The organism is Fructilactobacillus sp. X8R4C1 (assembly GCF_059900905.1).
Genome location: NZ_JBWXVJ010000004.1, coordinates 116,943 through 133,961, shown reverse-complemented (window position 1 = coordinate 133,961; position 17,019 = coordinate 116,943). Strand labels below are relative to the sequence as shown.

The 17,019-nt window shown below is 40.1% G+C and carries 16 protein-coding genes; 10 read left to right on the top strand and 6 right to left on the bottom strand.

Annotation, left to right across the window (positions count from 1 at the left end):
- The first annotated feature begins 55 nt into the window (after nt 1–55).
- Both AC6UDA_RS06645 and AC6UDA_RS06640 read left to right on the top strand, forming a co-directional pair.
- Nucleotides 56–1,027, top strand: coding sequence for an AEC family transporter (locus tag AC6UDA_RS06645; protein ID WP_500701275.1), 972 nt, complete (start codon nt 56–58; stop codon nt 1,025–1,027).
- Between the two features lie 79 nt (nt 1,028–1,106).
- Nucleotides 1,107–1,748 (top strand): HD domain-containing protein, encoded by a 642-nt coding sequence (locus tag AC6UDA_RS06640; protein WP_500708525.1) that lies wholly within the window; start codon nt 1,107–1,109, stop codon nt 1,746–1,748.
- 34 nt (nt 1,749–1,782) lie between these two features.
- On the opposite strand, the gene AC6UDA_RS06635 is transcribed toward AC6UDA_RS06640, so the two are convergent.
- Nucleotides 1,783–2,283, bottom strand: coding sequence for an aminoacyl-tRNA deacylase (locus AC6UDA_RS06635; protein WP_500701273.1), 501 nt, complete (start codon nt 2,281–2,283; stop codon nt 1,783–1,785).
- Nucleotides 2,284–2,395: 112 nt separating this feature from the next.
- Between AC6UDA_RS06635 and AC6UDA_RS06630 the strand changes: the two genes are divergently transcribed.
- The 4 genes from AC6UDA_RS06630 to AC6UDA_RS06615 all read left to right on the top strand — a co-directional run bounded on the left by AC6UDA_RS06630 (nt 2,396) and on the right by AC6UDA_RS06615 (nt 9,138).
- Nucleotides 2,396–4,000, top strand: coding sequence for an Nramp family divalent metal transporter (locus tag AC6UDA_RS06630; protein ID WP_500694089.1), 1,605 nt, complete (start codon nt 2,396–2,398; stop codon nt 3,998–4,000).
- Nucleotides 4,001–4,113: 113 nt separating this feature from the next.
- A complete protein-coding gene (locus AC6UDA_RS06625; protein WP_500707416.1) occupies nt 4,114–4,839 on the top strand; it encodes a GntR family transcriptional regulator in 726 nt (241 codons plus the stop codon).
- 150 nt (nt 4,840–4,989) lie between these two features.
- Nucleotides 4,990–6,495 (top strand): glutamate--tRNA ligase, encoded by a 1,506-nt coding sequence (gene gltX / locus AC6UDA_RS06620; RefSeq protein ID WP_500707417.1) that lies wholly within the window; start codon nt 4,990–4,992, stop codon nt 6,493–6,495.
- A 234-nt stretch (nt 6,496–6,729) separates the two neighbouring features.
- Entirely contained in the window at nt 6,730–9,138 is a 2,409-nt protein-coding gene (locus AC6UDA_RS06615) for a phosphoketolase family protein (protein WP_500695833.1), read from the top strand.
- A gap of 56 nt (nt 9,139–9,194) precedes the next feature.
- On the opposite strand, the gene AC6UDA_RS06610 is transcribed toward AC6UDA_RS06615, so the two are convergent.
- Nucleotides 9,195–10,079, bottom strand: coding sequence for an RluA family pseudouridine synthase (locus AC6UDA_RS06610; protein WP_500707418.1), 885 nt, complete (start codon nt 10,077–10,079; stop codon nt 9,195–9,197).
- Between the two features lie 52 nt (nt 10,080–10,131).
- Nucleotides 10,132–10,572 (bottom strand): universal stress protein, encoded by a 441-nt coding sequence (locus AC6UDA_RS06605; protein WP_500694084.1) that lies wholly within the window; start codon nt 10,570–10,572, stop codon nt 10,132–10,134.
- A gap of 136 nt (nt 10,573–10,708) precedes the next feature.
- On the opposite strand from AC6UDA_RS06605, the gene AC6UDA_RS06600 reads away from it, so the two are divergent.
- Both AC6UDA_RS06600 and AC6UDA_RS06595 read left to right on the top strand, forming a co-directional pair.
- Nucleotides 10,709–11,128: a hypothetical protein gene (locus AC6UDA_RS06600; protein WP_500701272.1), complete on the top strand. Its 420-nt coding sequence runs from the start codon at nt 10,709–10,711 to the stop codon at nt 11,126–11,128.
- A gap of 15 nt (nt 11,129–11,143) precedes the next feature.
- Nucleotides 11,144–11,617, top strand: a complete 474-nt coding sequence (locus tag AC6UDA_RS06595) for a hypothetical protein (RefSeq protein ID WP_500694082.1) — start codon at nt 11,144–11,146, stop codon at nt 11,615–11,617.
- A gap of 190 nt (nt 11,618–11,807) precedes the next feature.
- Here AC6UDA_RS06595 and AC6UDA_RS06590 read toward each other — a convergent pair whose 3' ends face one another.
- Both AC6UDA_RS06590 and AC6UDA_RS06585 read right to left on the bottom strand, forming a co-directional pair.
- The gene (locus tag AC6UDA_RS06590; RefSeq protein WP_500694081.1) at nt 11,808–12,653 is read right to left on the bottom strand and encodes an SAM-dependent methyltransferase; all 846 of its coding nucleotides are present in this window, start codon (nt 12,651–12,653) and stop codon (nt 11,808–11,810) included.
- 9 nt (nt 12,654–12,662) lie between these two features.
- Nucleotides 12,663–13,070, bottom strand: coding sequence for a helix-turn-helix domain-containing protein (locus AC6UDA_RS06585; protein WP_500694080.1), 408 nt, complete (start codon nt 13,068–13,070; stop codon nt 12,663–12,665).
- Between the two features lie 130 nt (nt 13,071–13,200).
- On the opposite strand from AC6UDA_RS06585, the gene rny reads away from it, so the two are divergent.
- On the top strand, nt 13,201–14,793 hold the full coding sequence (gene rny / locus AC6UDA_RS06580; protein WP_500707419.1) for a ribonuclease Y: 1,593 nt from the start codon (nt 13,201–13,203) through the stop codon (nt 14,791–14,793).
- Nucleotides 14,794–14,836: 43 nt separating this feature from the next.
- On the opposite strand, the gene AC6UDA_RS06575 is transcribed toward rny, so the two are convergent.
- Complete coding sequence (locus tag AC6UDA_RS06575) at nt 14,837–16,381, bottom strand: bifunctional metallophosphatase/5'-nucleotidase (protein WP_500711405.1); 1,545 nt, start codon at nt 16,379–16,381, stop codon at nt 14,837–14,839.
- Between the two features lie 202 nt (nt 16,382–16,583).
- Between AC6UDA_RS06575 and spx the strand changes: the two genes are divergently transcribed.
- On the top strand, nt 16,584–16,982 hold the full coding sequence (gene spx / locus AC6UDA_RS06570) for a transcriptional regulator Spx (RefSeq protein WP_010022968.1): 399 nt from the start codon (nt 16,584–16,586) through the stop codon (nt 16,980–16,982).
- Nucleotides 16,983–17,019 lie beyond the last annotated feature (37 nt).

Genomic DNA, 17,019 nt, shown 5'->3' with positions numbered 1-17,019 from the left:
GGTAACGTAGAAGTATGCACAATTTCATTTATTAATTAATTGGAGGGATTAAACAGTGACCGCATTTATTGCCTCACTAGAGAGTGTCGCTGAGATTGTTATTATTATTGCTTTAGGGTATTTCCTTCGTCGTTCCAACAAAATGACGGATGGTTTTAAGGGAAATGTTTCGTTCTTAATTATGAACATTGCCTTACCAGTTTCGATTTTTATTTCCGTTTTGGATAATTTGAATCGGGGAAAATTAGTTGGACTAGTTGGCGGACTACTATACACGTTGATTAGTTTTACCCTGGGTTATGTAATCGCAATCGCATTGGTTTTTGTTTTAAGGATCAGAAGGGGTCGAAGAGGGGCCTTTATCAACATGTCGGTCAACGCCAACACGATTTTTATGGGATTACCCTTAAACATTGCGTTGTTTGGAAACGCCGGGATGACGTATTTCTTGGTCTACTATGTGATGAACACCGTCTCAACCTGGGCGATCGGAATCTTCTTCATTTCAGGAGATGACCCAACGAAACAAAGGGGAAAAAAGAAAAAGAAGGTTACCCTCAAACAGATTTTACCGCCGCCACTGGTTGGATTTATCTTAGGTTTGGCGTGGATTTTGATCGTGAACGTCAAATTGCCAGCTTGGATTGATAAGACCTGCAACATGATTGGTGGATTAGTGACACCGTTAGCATTGATCTACATTGGAATCATTTTAGCCGATGCCGGCTTATCTTCAATTCATTTTGATAAGGATACCATTGCCGGACTGGTAGGAAGATTTGTGGTTGCGCCAGCAATCATGATTGGAACCCTCTTAGCGTTTATGCATTTTGGCGTGAACATGGCCCTTCCAGAGTTTGGGACGTTGGTAATTCAGTCGGCAACACCCGAACTAGCGGTTTTGCCGATTTTAGTTAGTCAATCCCACGGGGACGTGGACTACGCCACTAATTTAGTGGTAACCAGCACCGTGCTGTTCGTTATCGTGGTTCCGATCCTGATGGAAATTATTAATTTTATTATGTAAGTAAAAGAAGCTATTGGATGGCTTCTTTTTTAGTTATATATTTATAATGTGGGAAATTATTTTAGTAGGAGTGAGAGACATGAACGATAAAATTGCAAAGGTAAAAGAGTACGCCAAAGAGAACATGAGTAAGGATAAGAGTGGACACGGATTTGACCACATCCAACGGGTCGCAAACATGGTCTTACAATTGATGGGGACCGAACCAGCTAACGGTGAGATTGCCCTTTCAGCTGCTTACTTACACGACGTTTTTGACGATAAATTGGTGGATGATCCGGACGCTAAAAGAGAGGAAGTCAAAGAGCGGTTAGCAAAATTTGGCTTTAGTCCTGATGAGATTTTGCAGGTGATGGACATTATCAACCACATGTCTTTTAGTGACAACATTGAACACAAACAACCGTTATCAAAAGAGGGTCAAATCGTTCAAGATGCTGATCGATTAGATGCTCTGGGTGCGATTGGAATTGCGCGGGCCTTTCAGTATGGCGGGGCACATCATCGGACCATTTATGATCCGATGATTAAGCCACGGACTTTAACTACTAAAGCAGATTATCGCAACGCAACTGACGATACTACCATTAATCATTTTTACGAAAAGTTGTTTAAGATTGCTTCCGATTTAAATACCGAGGCTGCTAAACAAATTGGAAAGAAGAGAACTCAGTACATGCGTGAATTTGTTGCTGAATTTAAAAACGAATGGGATGGATAAAAAACGCCGATCCAAAGGGATCGACGTTTTTAGTTTATTCGGTAATATCAGCAAAGGTTCCGTTGACTAATTGTTTGACGTCTTCGGCATTTACTTTAACAGAACGACCAATCTGACCGGATGACACAATGATGTCACCCTGTTTTTGGGCTTCTTCATCAATATAGATGGGATAACCCTTTTGTTCATAAATTCCGATGGGGGTATTTGCACCGTGCTCATATCCGGTCGTATTAACTAAGTCTTTTAGGGGAACCATGCCCACTTTTTTGTTGCCAGAAGCCTTGGCTAACTTTTTGTAACTTAAGCGTTCATCTAAGGGAACCACTCCAATGACGGGACCAGTTGTTTTTCCAGTCAGTGCTAACGTTTTGTAGATTAAATGTTGATCAACGTCAGCTTCGTTAGTGGTAATTTGTTGAACGTCTCCCTCTTGATGGGTGGCAAAAATCATCTGTTGAAAGGGAATTTGGTGTTTTTCTAGGATTTGTTCGACTAAGGTTTTGTGGACTTGATTCTTTTTTTTCTTTGACAAATGGCTCACCTCTCGGAGGTATTTTATCATATTAATAAAATATAAGTAAAAATTTCATTTACTTTTAATTCTTATTTATGTAGAATCAACGTGGAAGGAGATGCAAAGGAAAATGAGTGAGAAAGATGAAAAAAAAGCACCAAAGAAAAAGCATGCCCTAATTGAGTATGCGAATGGTAAATCCCTCCAAGAAATTAACGGAAGCGTTGATGTCCCTGAAGGATTAGGATTTTGGAAAACATTATTCATGTATTCAGGACCAGGAGCGTTAGTTGCGGTGGGGTACATGGATCCCGGAAATTGGTCAACTTCAATTACCGGTGGTCAGAACTTTGGATACTTGCTGATGTCAATTATCTTGATTTCAAGTTTGATCGCGATGTTACTTCAATACATGGCGGCTAAACTTGGTATCGTGACACAAATGGATTTAGCGCAGGCGATTCGTGCAAGAAGTAGTAAGACATTAGGGGTTATCCTTTGGATAACAACTGAGTTAGCAATTATGGCGACCGATATCGCGGAAGTTATCGGGGCAGCGATTGCGTTGTACTTGCTATTCCATATTCCATTGTTGATTGCCGTTTTAATTACGGTTCTTGATGTTTTGGTACTGTTACTACTTACAAGTATTGGATTTAGAAAGATTGAAGCCATTGTTGTTTGTTTGATTTGTGTCATCTTCTTGGTATTTGCCTATGAAGTAACTCTTTCAAACCCACAGTGGTCAAAGGTTTTCTTAAACTTAGTTCCAAACATCAAAACCGTTCAAACCCATCCATTTGTAGGTGGTCAAACTCCGTTAAGTGGTGCCTTAGGTATCATCGGAGCCACCGTTATGCCGCATAATCTATACTTACATTCTGCCATTTCGCAAACCCGTAAGACTGATAATAACGACGAGGATTCAGTGGCACGCTCAGTTAAATTTTCAGCTTGGGATTCCAACATCCAATTAACAATGGCGTTCTTTGTTAACGCATTGTTATTGATTATGGGGGTTGCGGTCTTCAAGTCTGGTGCCGTTAAAGACCCATCATTCTTTGGTTTGTTTGCTGCCTTAAAGAATCCTGATTTTATGACCAACCCATTACTAGCAAGTGTTGCTAAAACCGGAGTTCTTTCAATCCTGTTTGCCGTGGCTTTGCTTGCTTCTGGTCAAAACTCCACTATCACTGGTACTTTGACTGGTCAGGTTGTTATGGAAGGTTTCATCCATATGAGAATGCCTTTGTGGGCTCGTCGTTTGGTAACCCGTGTCATTTCAATCATCCCAGTTGTTATTTGTGTACTTTTGAGTAGTGGAAAACCAGCCATTGAAGAGCATGAAGCGCTTAATACTCTGATGAACAACTCACAGGTCTTCTTGGCGTTTGCTTTACCATTCTCCATGTTGCCGCTTCTGATCTTTACCGATAGTAAATTTGAAATGCGTGGAAAACGGTTCGTTAATGCCCTTTGGGTTAAAATTGCTGGTTGGGTATCTGTGATTGCTTTGACTTTCTTGAATCTGTATGGTTTGCCAAGTCAGATTGTCAGCTTCTTTGGTGATAATCCAACTCCAGCTCAAACCGATATGGGGAACTGGATTGCCTACATCTTGATTGTTTTAGTTCTGGCCCTCTTGACTTGGGTCGTTTGGGACTTGTACAAGAGTAATAAACGATTCATGGAGGAACATAAGAACGCGAAAAAAGAAGTCGATCAGTACGAATAATTAATTAGAAAAATAGAACTTCGATTTGATCGGAGCTCTATTTTTTTAGCCAAAATTTATTATTTTTAATATGTTAAAATAATGGGTAAGAAACGTCTAATAAGGAGTATTGAATGGCTGATCTAGTTTATAAACGGGTAATGGATGATTTAAAAAAGAAGATTGATTCCAACTATTTCAATAATAATCGTTTACCGGATGAACGGACTTTAAGTTCAAAGTATCACGTCAGTCGGAGCTCGGTTAAGCAAGCTTTAGGTATCCTAGCGGAACAGGGAATTATTTTCAAGAAACGTGGCTCTGGGACCTTTATTAATCCACTTTATTTGAAGAATAAATCTATTTTTAGTTACGAGGGATCTAACCTTGGAATTACCAATAATCTGAAGGTTGAGGGGTACGATCCAAAGATTGATTTACTGGAATTTAAAGTTGTTGCCCCCACCCCTGAGATTTTAGAAGATCTGTTTCTAAATCATGGTGATGAAGTGTATGAGATTAAACGGCTCCGCTCGGTTGATTCGACACCTATTATTATCGAGTCTGGTTATATTCCGGTTAAAGTGGCGCCCAAGATGAGTAAGCGAGTGGTTAAGGGTTCGATTTTTAACTACTTAGAGGAAAAGCTAAACAAGACGGGAACCAAATCCTACATGTCGATTGAAGCCCAACCGTCCACGATTGATGATCAAAGACTATTGAACTTAAAACCTGATGAACCAGTCGTGGTCATGGGTGGGATTTTCTTTTTAGACGATGGAACCCCGTTTGAAATTTCCAACATGCGCATTCATTATAAGTACTTTAATTACAACACGTTTGTTGATTTGAATAACTAGAATCGACTTTTACTCAATTTTTTGAGTTAGTTTAAAAGTGATATAATGGAATTGTTGTAAGCACGTACATTGGTTCGGAATTAACGTAATGTAAGAATGTACGAAGAGATTTAAAAGAGTGCCAATGCTGGCAAAAAAGGAAGTATTAAGATGGCGAAAAAGAACGTTAGAGTTAGATATGCACCAAGCCCAACTGGTTTTTTACACATCGGAAATGCACAGTCTGCTTTATTTAATTATCTGTTTGCAAAACATTTCGGCGGAACGATGGTTCTTCGAATCGAAGATACTGATTTAAAGCGTAACGTTGACAGTGGTGAAAAAAGCCAGATGGACAACTTACGCTGGTTAGGGATTGACTGGGATGAAGGCCCTGATAAGCCTAATCCGAAGTATGCTCCCTATCATCAAACGGAGCGAAGAGCTTTGTATGATAAATACATCAGTGAATTAATGGACAAGGGTCTGGCATACAAAGACTTTGCCACTGAAGACGAACTAAAAGAGATGCGGGAAAAGCAACGGGCAAATAAAGAGGCTCCACATTACGATGGACGTTGGTATGGTGCTTCTGAAGCTGATATTCAAGCCGCTGAAGATAAGGGATTACCTTACACAATTCGTTTACATTTACCAAAGGATCATACCTACGAATGGGACGACATTGTGAGAGGTAAGGTTGAATTTAATTCTGACAATTTAGGTGGCGATTTTATCATTCAAAAGAGTGATGGATTACCAACCTATAACTTTGCTGTGGTGGTCGATGACCATTTAATGGACATTACTGATGTTTTAAGGGGGGACGATCACATCGCTAACACCCCTAAGCAAATGGCCGTTTATGATGCATTAGGATGGCAGCACCCTAACTTTGGTCACATCTCATTGATTTATAATCCGAAGACCGGTAAGAAGTTAAGTAAACGTGACAAGGATACTTTGCAGTTCATCAGTGAATACAAGCGTGAAGGATACTTACGTGAAGCAATCTTTAACTTCATTGCCTTTCTTGGGTGGTCACCGGTTGGTGAAAAGGAAATCTTTTCAAAGGACGAATTGATTAAGGCGTATGATCCAAAGCGAATGTCAAAATCGCCAGCTTTCTTTGACCAACACAAATTAGACTGGATTAACTCGCAATACGTAAAGAGCATGCCATCAAGTGAACTTGCCGATCGAGTGGTCGAACTCGTTGACGAAGGGCAGACTGACATTGCCAAGAAAATTCAAGAAGATGACATTCCCAACCTGCACGATTACGCTGAACAGGTGATTGATATTTACAAACACAGTGTGTTTAAGTTGACTGAAATCATGGAATACATGGATTTCTATTACAATATTTTGGGTCAAAACATTGATTACTCAAAACTTAGCGACTTTTCACACGATGATTTGGAAAAGTTATTCAATGCTTTAGAAGACAAGATTCATGAGGCCAGTGAAAATGGTCAAAATAAGGGACTTGATTATGGTCCAATTGTTAGTGAGGTTGGCAAAGAAACGGGGATGAAGGGTAAACAGCTTTATTTCCCACTAAACGTCATCTTTACTGGTGACACATCTGCTCCCCAAGTTGCGCAGATTATGGGGCTATTTTCACCGTCAGTTATCAGTGCATTAATTAATAAAGCACTTCGTGGAATTGAATAAAATATTTTAAGTCTCCAATTGAAAAATTGGAGACTTTTTAGTGCTTAAAATTGCTTGAAATTAGGGTTTTTAAGGGCTTAAAATTGGTTCGTATCAATTGTCGAAATGGTTGACATTTCACCAAAAGTCTTTATCATAGTTGTTGTAGGTAAGCCAATAAGTTTGGCGCTTTCAAAAACAGATTAGATCCAGCTCGAAAACGAGCTGCCGATTATTTAAAAGGAGTGTTATAGCATGGCAGTAGATTATGATTCCAAATCATATTTTGAAAAAATGCAACAATACTGGAATACTGCAAATTACTTGTCAGTAGGTCAGCTATTTTTACGTGCTAATCCTTTGCTTAAGAAGCCTTTGACTTCTGAAGATGTAAAGGTTAAGCCAATTGGACATTGGGGAACAATTGCCTCACAAAACTTTGTTTATACCCATTTGAACCGTGTCATCAACAAATATGACCTTAATATGTTCTATATTGAAGGTTCAGGTCACGGTGGCCAAGTTATGGTTTCAAATTCTTACATGGATGGAAGCTACTCAGAAATCTATCCTAAGATTTCTCAAGATGAAGCCGGAATGGCTCGCCTGTTCAAGCAATTTTCATTCCCTGGTGGAATTGCATCACATGCTGCACCTGAAACTCCAGGTTCAATTCATGAAGGTGGAGAATTAGGTTATTCACTTTCACATGGTGTTGGTGCAATCTTTGATAATCCTGACGTTATCGCTGCCGTTGAAATCGGTGACGGTGAATCAGAAACTGGTCCTTTGGCTGGTTCATGGATGTCAAGTAAGTTCATCAACCCTGTTACTGATGGTGCTGTTTTACCAATCATTAACTTAAACGGATACAAAATTGCTAACCCAACTGTCTTAGCTCGTATGACTGACGAAGACATTACTAAGTACTTTGAAGGTATGGGCTGGAAGCCTCGTTTCGTTGAAACCAACATGCCTTATGGTACCGACCAAATGGAAACTCACGAAAAGCTTGCTAAAGTTATGGATGCTTCAATTGAAGAAATTAAAGCCATTCAAAAGAACGCTCGTGAGAACCAAACTGCAGAAACTGCTACAGAACCAAAATGGCCAATGATCATCTTCCGTTCACCTAAGGGATGGACTGGTCCTAAGAAGAACGCTGAAGGTCTTCCAATTGAAGGATCATTTAGAGCTCACCAAGTTCCAATTCCACTATCAGCAGATGACATGGGTACTGCTGATGAATTCGTAGAATGGATGAAGAGTTACAAACCTGAAGAATCATTTGATGAAAATGGTACTTTAAAGCCATACCTTAGAGAATTAGCTCCTAAGGGTGACAAACGGATGTCAACGAACCCAATCACTAATGGTGGTATCGACCCTAAGCCATTAGACTTACCTGACTACCGTGATTACGCTCTTGATATCAAGACTCCAGGTGCTACTGAAAACGAAGACATGGTTGTTTGGTCCGAATGGCTACGTGACGTTACTAAGAGAAATCCTAATAACTTCCGTGGATTCGGCCCTGATGAAACATGGTCTAACAGATTATGGCACTTATTCGATGTTACTCGTCGTCAATGGTTGCCAAATATCAACCCACCATATGATGAGTACATGGCTCACTATGGTCGTTTGATTGATTCACAACTATCAGAACACCAAGACGAAGGTTGGCTTGAAGGATACACCCTTACTGGTCGTCATGGATTCTTCGCAACTTACGAAGCCTTCGGTCGAGTTGTAGATTCAATGCTTACTCAATACTTCAAGTGGTTGAGAAAAGCTTCTGAACTCGAATGGAGAAACAAGTATCCTGCATTGAACTTCATCGATTCATCAACTGTATTCCAACAAGATCACAATGGTTACACTCACCAAGATCCAGGTATGATTACCCACTTGTCTGAAAAGAAACCTGAGTTTATCCGTGAATACTTCCCAGCTGATGCAAACACATTATTGGCTGTAGGTAACGAAGCATTTGATAGTTACGAAAGAATTAACTTGATTACTACTTCAAAGCACCCACGTCCACAATGGTTTAACATTGACGAAGCTTCAAACCTTGTTAAGAACGGTCTTGGCTACATTGACTGGGCTTCAACTGACAATGGTGAAGAACCTGACGTTGTTATGGCATCTGCTGGTGTTGAATCAACTCTTGAAACCCTTGCTGCAATTTCAATCTTGCACAAGCGTTTCCCTGAAATGAAGATTAGATACATCAACGTTGTTGATTTGCTTAAGTTACGTAACCCAGAACTAGACCCTCGTGGTATTAGTGACAAGGAATTCGATCAACTCTTTACTAAAGACAAACCGGTTGTATTCGCATTCCACGGTTTCGAAGATATTATCAGAACCATCTTCTTTGATCGTCACAATAAGAACGTTCACGTTCATGGATACCGTGAAAATGGTGACATTACTACACCATTTGACATGCGTGTCTTGAACCAATTAGACCGATTCAATTTGTCTAAGGAAGTTGTTTCTGATATTCCAGAATACGCCCTTAAGGGTACTGGATTTATCCAAGAAATGAACAACATGCTCGACAAGCACGACCACTACATTAGAGAGTACGGTACTGACTTGCCAGAAGTTGAAAACTGGAAATGGGAACCACTTAAAAAACCAGCTAAGAAATAATTAATGTAACTAATTAATTAGAAAAGAGTGAACTCATATGAGTTCACTCTTTTTGTTTACATATTGAATTCAGGCGGTAGTGGGACAGTAACTTCAAGTGGTTGATGGTAAAACGGTGTCATCATTTGGACCCGCCAAGAATGAAGCAGCATGGGATGATCATGATGACCGTTCGGGTCGTATAAGGGATCGTCAATGATCGGATGACCAGTGGAAGCCAAGTGCACCCTGATTTGATGGGTTCGACCGGTCTGAAGTTGAAGGGCCACGAGGGTTTTGTCTGGATCCGTTTTTATGACCTTGTAATTTGTGATCGCTGATTTAGAATTTGGTCCGTTAATTTTGCGTTTACGCTGGTCGTAAGGATCAAAACCAATTGGCTGATTGATTACTCCCAATTGATTTTTAAAATGACCATGAACCCAGGCCAAGTAAGTTCGCTTGACTGCTTTAGTTTCAATCATTTTGACTAAGATGGGGACCACGGATGGATTCTTGCCGATGATAAGTGCACCACTGGTTTGTTGATCTAAGCGATGAACCATGTAAGCGTCGTTTTGGGGTTGAAGGTAGTTGGCAGCAAAATTAAGGGTGGATCCCATTTCGTGAGGTTGATTGGCATGGGTCTTGTCACCGCGATTCTTGTTAACAATTAAAAAGTCAGAGTTTTCGTAGACAACGTTTAGTGGTTTCGATGAATCTGATGAAACGTGTGGGAATGGGACTTTAAAATCGGTAGCAATAAACTCGAGTGTGACTCGATCATTTTGCTTAACCAGAAAGTTCATGGGCAGGTACTGACCGTTAATTAACACGCGGTGATTTTTTCTTAGTGAGAAAATCAAATGCTTGGGAATTAAAAGATATTCGTGCAGATACTCCCGAACGGTTTGTTGATCAAATGATTTGGGGACGGTTAATTCATATTTCCATTTCTTCATAAAATTCCTCAAAATAAAAAACCCACTCAATAAGTGGGTAGAGATTTTGTGACTATTTGACTACTAAGACGTCTTGAGTAGCAGCACGTGTGACGTAGCTAGTGACCGAGCCAACCATCAAACGTTCAACGGCTGAAAGACCAGTAGCACCGATGATGATCAGGTCATCATGGTGATCGCTTGGAAATTCCTTGGCAATGACTTTCTTGGGATTACCAAAACGCATATGAATTGATACGTCGGTTACCCCAGCGTCAATTGCTTGTTGTTTCAAAGTTTCAAGAATCTTCTTTGTCTTGTCAGTTAACTGGTAAACAGCGTCGGCGGTAATTGCATCCCCGTAGCTACGGTTGAATTGGTTAACTTCAATTACATTTAAAATATCTAAGTGACTGTCATTTTGTTTAGCCATTGTGATTGCACGACTCATAACAGGCATTGTATCTTCAGCACCATCCACCGGTGCTAAAATCCTCTTGTAATTCTTGGCCATTTAGCTCACCTCATTTGTTTTCTTATACACTAACTATACCATGTTTTAAGAATTTACGTAACGAATTTAGCTAAAACAAAAATTGTTGGTATCAAATTGAGAAGTTCGTTATACTGAAGCTAAAAGGATGAGTAAAATGAAAAGAAAACAGACGTTAACGTGGGCGTTTATTTCACTGATATTGTTCTGGATTGTAAACATTGTTATGACGATGCCAATCATGAAATTAACGGTCAAGTCGAGTGTCAGTGGCCTAGTTCGCACGTCAGCCATTGCAGCCATTATGTATTTGATTCCGATGATTCTGGTTGCTTTTAAAAGTCGTTTAGGATATTATTTGTTGGCAGCCGTTCAGGTTATTTACACGATTGGGTTAATCGCAGCGATTATTGCGATGATTACCATTAGTCATGCAACATGGCCACTTCGAATTGCCGTCATTGTGCTGGTAATTGGTTCCATTGGTGTAAATATTTACTGGTTCATGATTGCTTATCAGGTCCGAAAGGCAACGACGAAAGAACGTGTGGCTCATTATATGAAGTTTAGAAAATAAAGTTAGGTGAATGAAATGAAAATTGATGAAAAAGAGTTTGTTGAAGCAGCTGGAAATGATGATTTTCAGAAACAGGTGTCGGAAATGTCCCTTAAAAAGTTGCAATCTGACTTAAAGGGAAACTTGAAGAAGATGACTGATTTTATCGCAAGTAATCTGAAAGAAGACAGGATTGCCAGCGCGGAAATCACCGTTTCTGATCATGACATTCAGCTGAAACTGCAGACCTCGGTCATTAATTTACCGCTAGACTACGCTAAAAACATTGCTAAAATAACGGTGGGAGACGGGATAAAATCAGTCAATGTGTACATGATCATTGCTTCTCCCAACGTCAACCGTTCTAAAATGCGAATTGATGAGTTGGCGGATTCAACTAGTTTTGAAAAGGAGCCCGATGGGACTTATTTGGCGCAGTTCGTTGACTGGACTCAGGATAAATTAGATCAGATTGCGGCTAATGAACAGGATGACGCAAGTTCTAAATAGCTTTTAATTACTAATTATGATACAATGAAGGTATGCGACGAGCCGAGCAGACTTTTTAGTCTGATTGTGGGAACCATGTTTATCTGCCGGATTGCAGATGGTTTGATTAGCAGGTGATGTGAACACCTAGTTAGTCCGTCTGACTTGTTCAGATGCCAAAAAGAGCTTCCAACAAAAGTTGGAAGCTCTTTTATTTTGCTAAATAAACGTGATCTTGGATTAAATCGAAGTTTGAATAGTGTTGATTCAGGTTCTTAATGCCCTCGTCATCGTAAAGTTGTGCGTTTTGCCAGAACTCTTTGGAGTCGGTGGCCCCGTTTCTCTCACCAATGACGATTAATTTGATATCACGATTTGACTTTCTGATTGCTTCAAGAAGTTCATTATCGATTGGAATGCCATCTGGAGACCACGACATAATTACGTAGTCAATCTGGTCCTGATACTTGTGAAATGCGTCGAGAGCTGATAACTTTTCCACGTTAGTGACGGGATGTCTGCCAGTTTCGTTCTCGTTTTGCCAATCTAAACTGTCAGTTGCGATGACGTTTGCGTGGTTATCACGGAGTCCCTTTGAGATGTAGCCGTTACCCGCCATTACTTCAAGGGCAGCATTACCATCTAAGTATTTTGCAAGATGGTAGGTAAACGATGAGGAGATGTAGGCCCACATCCCGTATTGATTTTCGAGATAATCACGAAAGTCACGCAAGTGCTTGTCAAGGTTAGAAAGATCGCCTGAAAGCCGGTTCCATTCGGAATCACCGCTACGATCATTCATGGCGTACTTGGAATTGATTTTTTGATAAATCTGGTCCTGAATGTCATCAGGAAGAATCAGCTTGGGCAAATCCTGCGGAAGTCTACCAGCCGTAAGTAATTGATTGGCTGCTAAGACGTTGTTAATTAAGTATTTAATCTCAGGATACTCCCGATACTCGTCACGATACTGTTCCATTTGATGAATGTAAGGTGGAGTCGCCTGTTTCAACTGATGACGTTTTTTGAGTTTTTTTCTGAGTTTACGTTTATCCATTTGATGTCCTTAGTAGTGTAAGTCAAGCGATTCTTGGTGATTTTTGTGGTCATCGTCTCTGTTTTGTTTACCGTGAAGGTAGCCGTTGATAAGTTGAAAAATCTCGTACCGATCGTTGTTATTAATGGCTTCGCCGTTGAAGAAGAGTTGCTTTCCAGAGATAAATAACTTGGAAAGATCGGATTCTTCATGGTCAACTCGGCCACTCAAATAGTCCATTGACACCCCAAAAAATTCAGCTAATTTTTTGACTTCAATGTAAGAAGGATTACGGATTCCACGTTCCCAATTGCCGATCTGTGAGGCGGTATTCTCATGCTCTTTGTCAGTGGGAAACATTGTGTTTAATCCGTTTGCAAGGTCAGTCAATGTGATTTTCTGACCGGTTCGTAAAGCTCTGAGTCTTTCAGGAAACATAGAATCACTCCTTAATACCATTATACTTCATAATATCATCAAAAAGCACGAGTGACTTATTTTAAAATAAAGATTTAAATGTTATTATTTAAATAGATTAAAATGAATTGAAAAGAAAGGAAGTGTCAAATTGATAGCTTCCATTGCAATTATTATTGCACTCTTACTTGGAGCAGCATGTGGCTACTACGTACGAAAAAACCACGTCGACAAGGGACTGACAGCCGCCAGGACTGCTGCTAGTAAGATTAAAGATAATAACCAAGTTAAGATTAATGATACTAAAAGAAAACTTGAAGATAAAAGTAAAACAGCAGCTGAAAATTATCGTAAAGAAGAAGAAATTGAACTCGATGCCCAAGTTCAAGAAAACGAGAGCCGCAAACTGCGAATTGATCATAGAGAAAAAAGCTTGGAGACTTCCGTTGCCCGCTTGGACAAATCAGAGGACGCTCTAACAACTAAAAAGAACAGTAATCACCTTCTAGTTGAAAACCTCAAAAAGGCTCGTAATGACGTCTTAGAACTTGAGAAGCAAAGAAAACAAATCATCCACGATCGGGGTGAATTAACTGAGGGTCAAGCCAAACAGCTCGTTTTGGCCACTCTTGAAGCTGATTTAAAACGTGACTTTGATACTACCGTTAAAGAAAATAATGACTTAATGGCATTTAATGCTGCCAAACAGGCCCGTAATCTTATGATTGAGGCAGTTCAAGAGGGGCCAGTTGATGTTCCTCGTGACCACATTGAGCGCTCAGTGATTATTCCGGATTCCGGAATGCGCGCCAAGATTGCTGGCAAAGATGACCAACGATTACGATTAATTGAGACCCTTACCGGGGTTGATTTAATTTTTGATCCAGAACACCCGGAAACGTTAATCATTAGTACCAGTGATCCGGTTAGAAGAGAGATTGCGCGCAATTCCATTAACGATCTGTTGGCCATTAAGCAGGTTAATAATGGTGTAATTGAAAATGAAATCAATCAAACCCAACAGGAAGTTCTGGATGAATTAAGAAAGACTGGCGAGATGACCGTGAGTCACTTGCACCTTGGCTGGGTTCATCCAGACCTAATGAAGACGGTGGGACGCTTAAAGTTTCGAACGTCGTATGGTCAAAATGTCTTAGAGCATTCCATTGAAGTTGCCGAACTATCAGCTGTGATGGCTGCTGAACTTGGTTTAGATGTTCGGATGGCTAAACGGACTGGATTATTCCATGACATTGGTAAAGCGATTGACAGAGAAGTTTCCGGAACACACGTTGAACTGGGAGTGAAGTTAGCTGAGGCTTATGGTGAAGATCCAATTGTCATAAACTCGATTGCGTCTCATCATGGCGACGTGGAACCAGATAACCCATACGCTATTTTGGTCGCAGTGGCAGACGGAATGTCAGGAGCTCGACCAGGAGCCAGAAGCGAATCGGTCGAAGAGTACATCAATCGATTAAAGAGTTTGGAAAAAATTGCGAATGAACATCCCGGCGTTAAAGATAGTTACGCCATTCAGGCCGGTCGTGAGATTCGAATCATGGTTGATCCAAAGAAGGTTAACGATACGCAAAGTAGTGAGTTAACCAATGAAGTAAAGGACCAAATTGAAAACGAATTGACCTATCCTGGTAAAATTAAGGTTACCACAATTCGACAGTTGCAAGCCGTTCAGTACGTGGGCGGTAAACCGAAAAACAATAAAAAGAAAAAAGCTGGATAAAAAAAGTTCTTCACCATTGGTATTTACGTGGTGAGGAACTTTTTTATTTAATGACTTTGAAGTTTTGCTGGTTGTTAGCGTCGACTATGGGATGATCTTGAAGGTACTTCGCAATCAAATTACTCATGGTAATGGTGTTATAGGAAATAATTTTACTTTCATCGTACATGGGGTAGTGGCCGCCACCAACGGCGCGGTATGCGTTTAAGACGATCTTCAAGGGCTGATGGTCCAGAACTGGGCGACCGTGATAGGTTAAGTTAACGATTCTGGAACCAATCGGCCGGGAGACGTCAATAGTGTAATCAATGCCCGCGTACATGTCATAGTTATAGTCCCGGTGTTTCGGATAAGTATATACGGGGTTGACAATGATTTTATTATCCTTTAAGGCAAAATAATCAGCCGTTTTTTCAAGGGCAGCTTTTAAGTCCGCTCCAGTAATGTTTAAGACTGCTAACGTGTTTGGATAGACGTAGTTGGTGATGATGTTTCTCATGGTGATTGGATTTTCGAATCCATGGGCTTCGTCGGTAAAGAGCGCGGTTGCCGAAATATCAACTCCCATTGTTTCCATTTGGACCCTTTGAATAAAATTGATAAAGGCCGATCCATGGGTTCGAACTTCGAAGGGATCTTTATATTTGAGATTACCTTTAATCTTTGAGAGTGGTTTTGAGAGCCATTTTTCAACATCTTGGTCGACTGGATCAACGACGTTTTTGGTCGGTTGAAATGGCTTATTTTGAGCCGTTGAGATTAGTTTGGCGTTACTGTTGACCACCGTTTTATAGTTATCATTAATATCAAGGGTAATTTGGCCTACGTAATCACCACGATGTCCGGGTTGAACGTACGGAACGCCAAAGAGATGGTTAGCGAGCTTTCGGTGCTGGTGACCTGTCACTAAAGCGTCAATTCCGGGAACTTCTTTTAAAATTTGATAACTTTCGTTTTCACCAGTGAATTTTTCACTAAGTTTACCTACTTTGTCTCTTTCAAACCCCCCGTGATACAAAATAACCACCACGTCGGCTTTTTGGCGAAGAATTGGGACGTATTTTTTGGCCGTTTCTAAGCCAGATTTAAACTTAAGCCCCTTAACGTTGGCCTTATTCTCCCACTGGTTAATGGCCTGAGTGGTAAGACCTAATACTCCCACCTTTAGATCCCCAAAGTCTTTAATGGCATAGGCCGACCCAAAGGCTGGCTCATCTTTTTCGTTTAGGATGTTGGCGCAGATAAACTGGCGCTTGGTGTTTTTGATGGTATTTTTTAAGTAACTTTGTCCGTAGTTAAATTCGTGATTACCAAGCGAGCCAAAGTCATAGTCAATCGTATCATATGCTTTATTAATCGCCTGAGCACTCGGAAGTTTTAAAACTTCGGCCGTGTAGTAGGCGAGAGGAGACCCCTCTAAAAAATCACCATTATCTAAAATTAAGGTGTGGTCGAAGCCTTCCTGTTCGTGCTTAATTGTGGTTGCTGCCTTTTCTAAACCAAAGGGCATGTTTTCATTTGGTTTAACGTAATTTGTTGGCGCTAAATAACCGTGAATATCGCTCGTACATAGTATTTTGAGTTTCATAGTTTGGCCTCTCCCTCTTATATAGTACAAATTATAATATTTATTAAGGAAAGTGTAAATAAAAGCTAGAAATCAGGCTTTATTTAAGTTTAAAATAACGTTGACGAAGTAATAATATATGATACAATTTAGTTGTTTAATAAGTACATTCGTACTAATTTAAACAAGTCATGTTAAATGTTAGACATGAGGAGGTTATTACATGTTGAATTTATATGTTGCACCAAGCAGCGCATCAAGTCGTAAAGCCCGTGCTTGGTTGAAAGACCATAATATTCCATTTAAGGAACGAAACATCAATTCAAACCCACTTAACGCTGACGAAGTAAAACAAATTCTTCGTTTAACCGAAAATGGCAGTGAGGATATTATTTCAACAAGATCAAATGTTTTTAAGAAACTGCACTTGAACTTAGATGACTTATCTTTAACAGAGTTAGTTGACCTATTAGTAAAGTACCCTGACCTAATCAAGCGTCCGATCATTTTTGATGACAAACGTCTTGAAGTTGGCTACAACGAAGAAGAAATTAGACGGTTCTTACCGCGAGATGTTCGTGAAGCAGAATTGAGACAATTAGAGTCGAAGTTAACTTCTTAAGATATGAAAACGCCCGGTATGGGCGTTTTTTTATGAA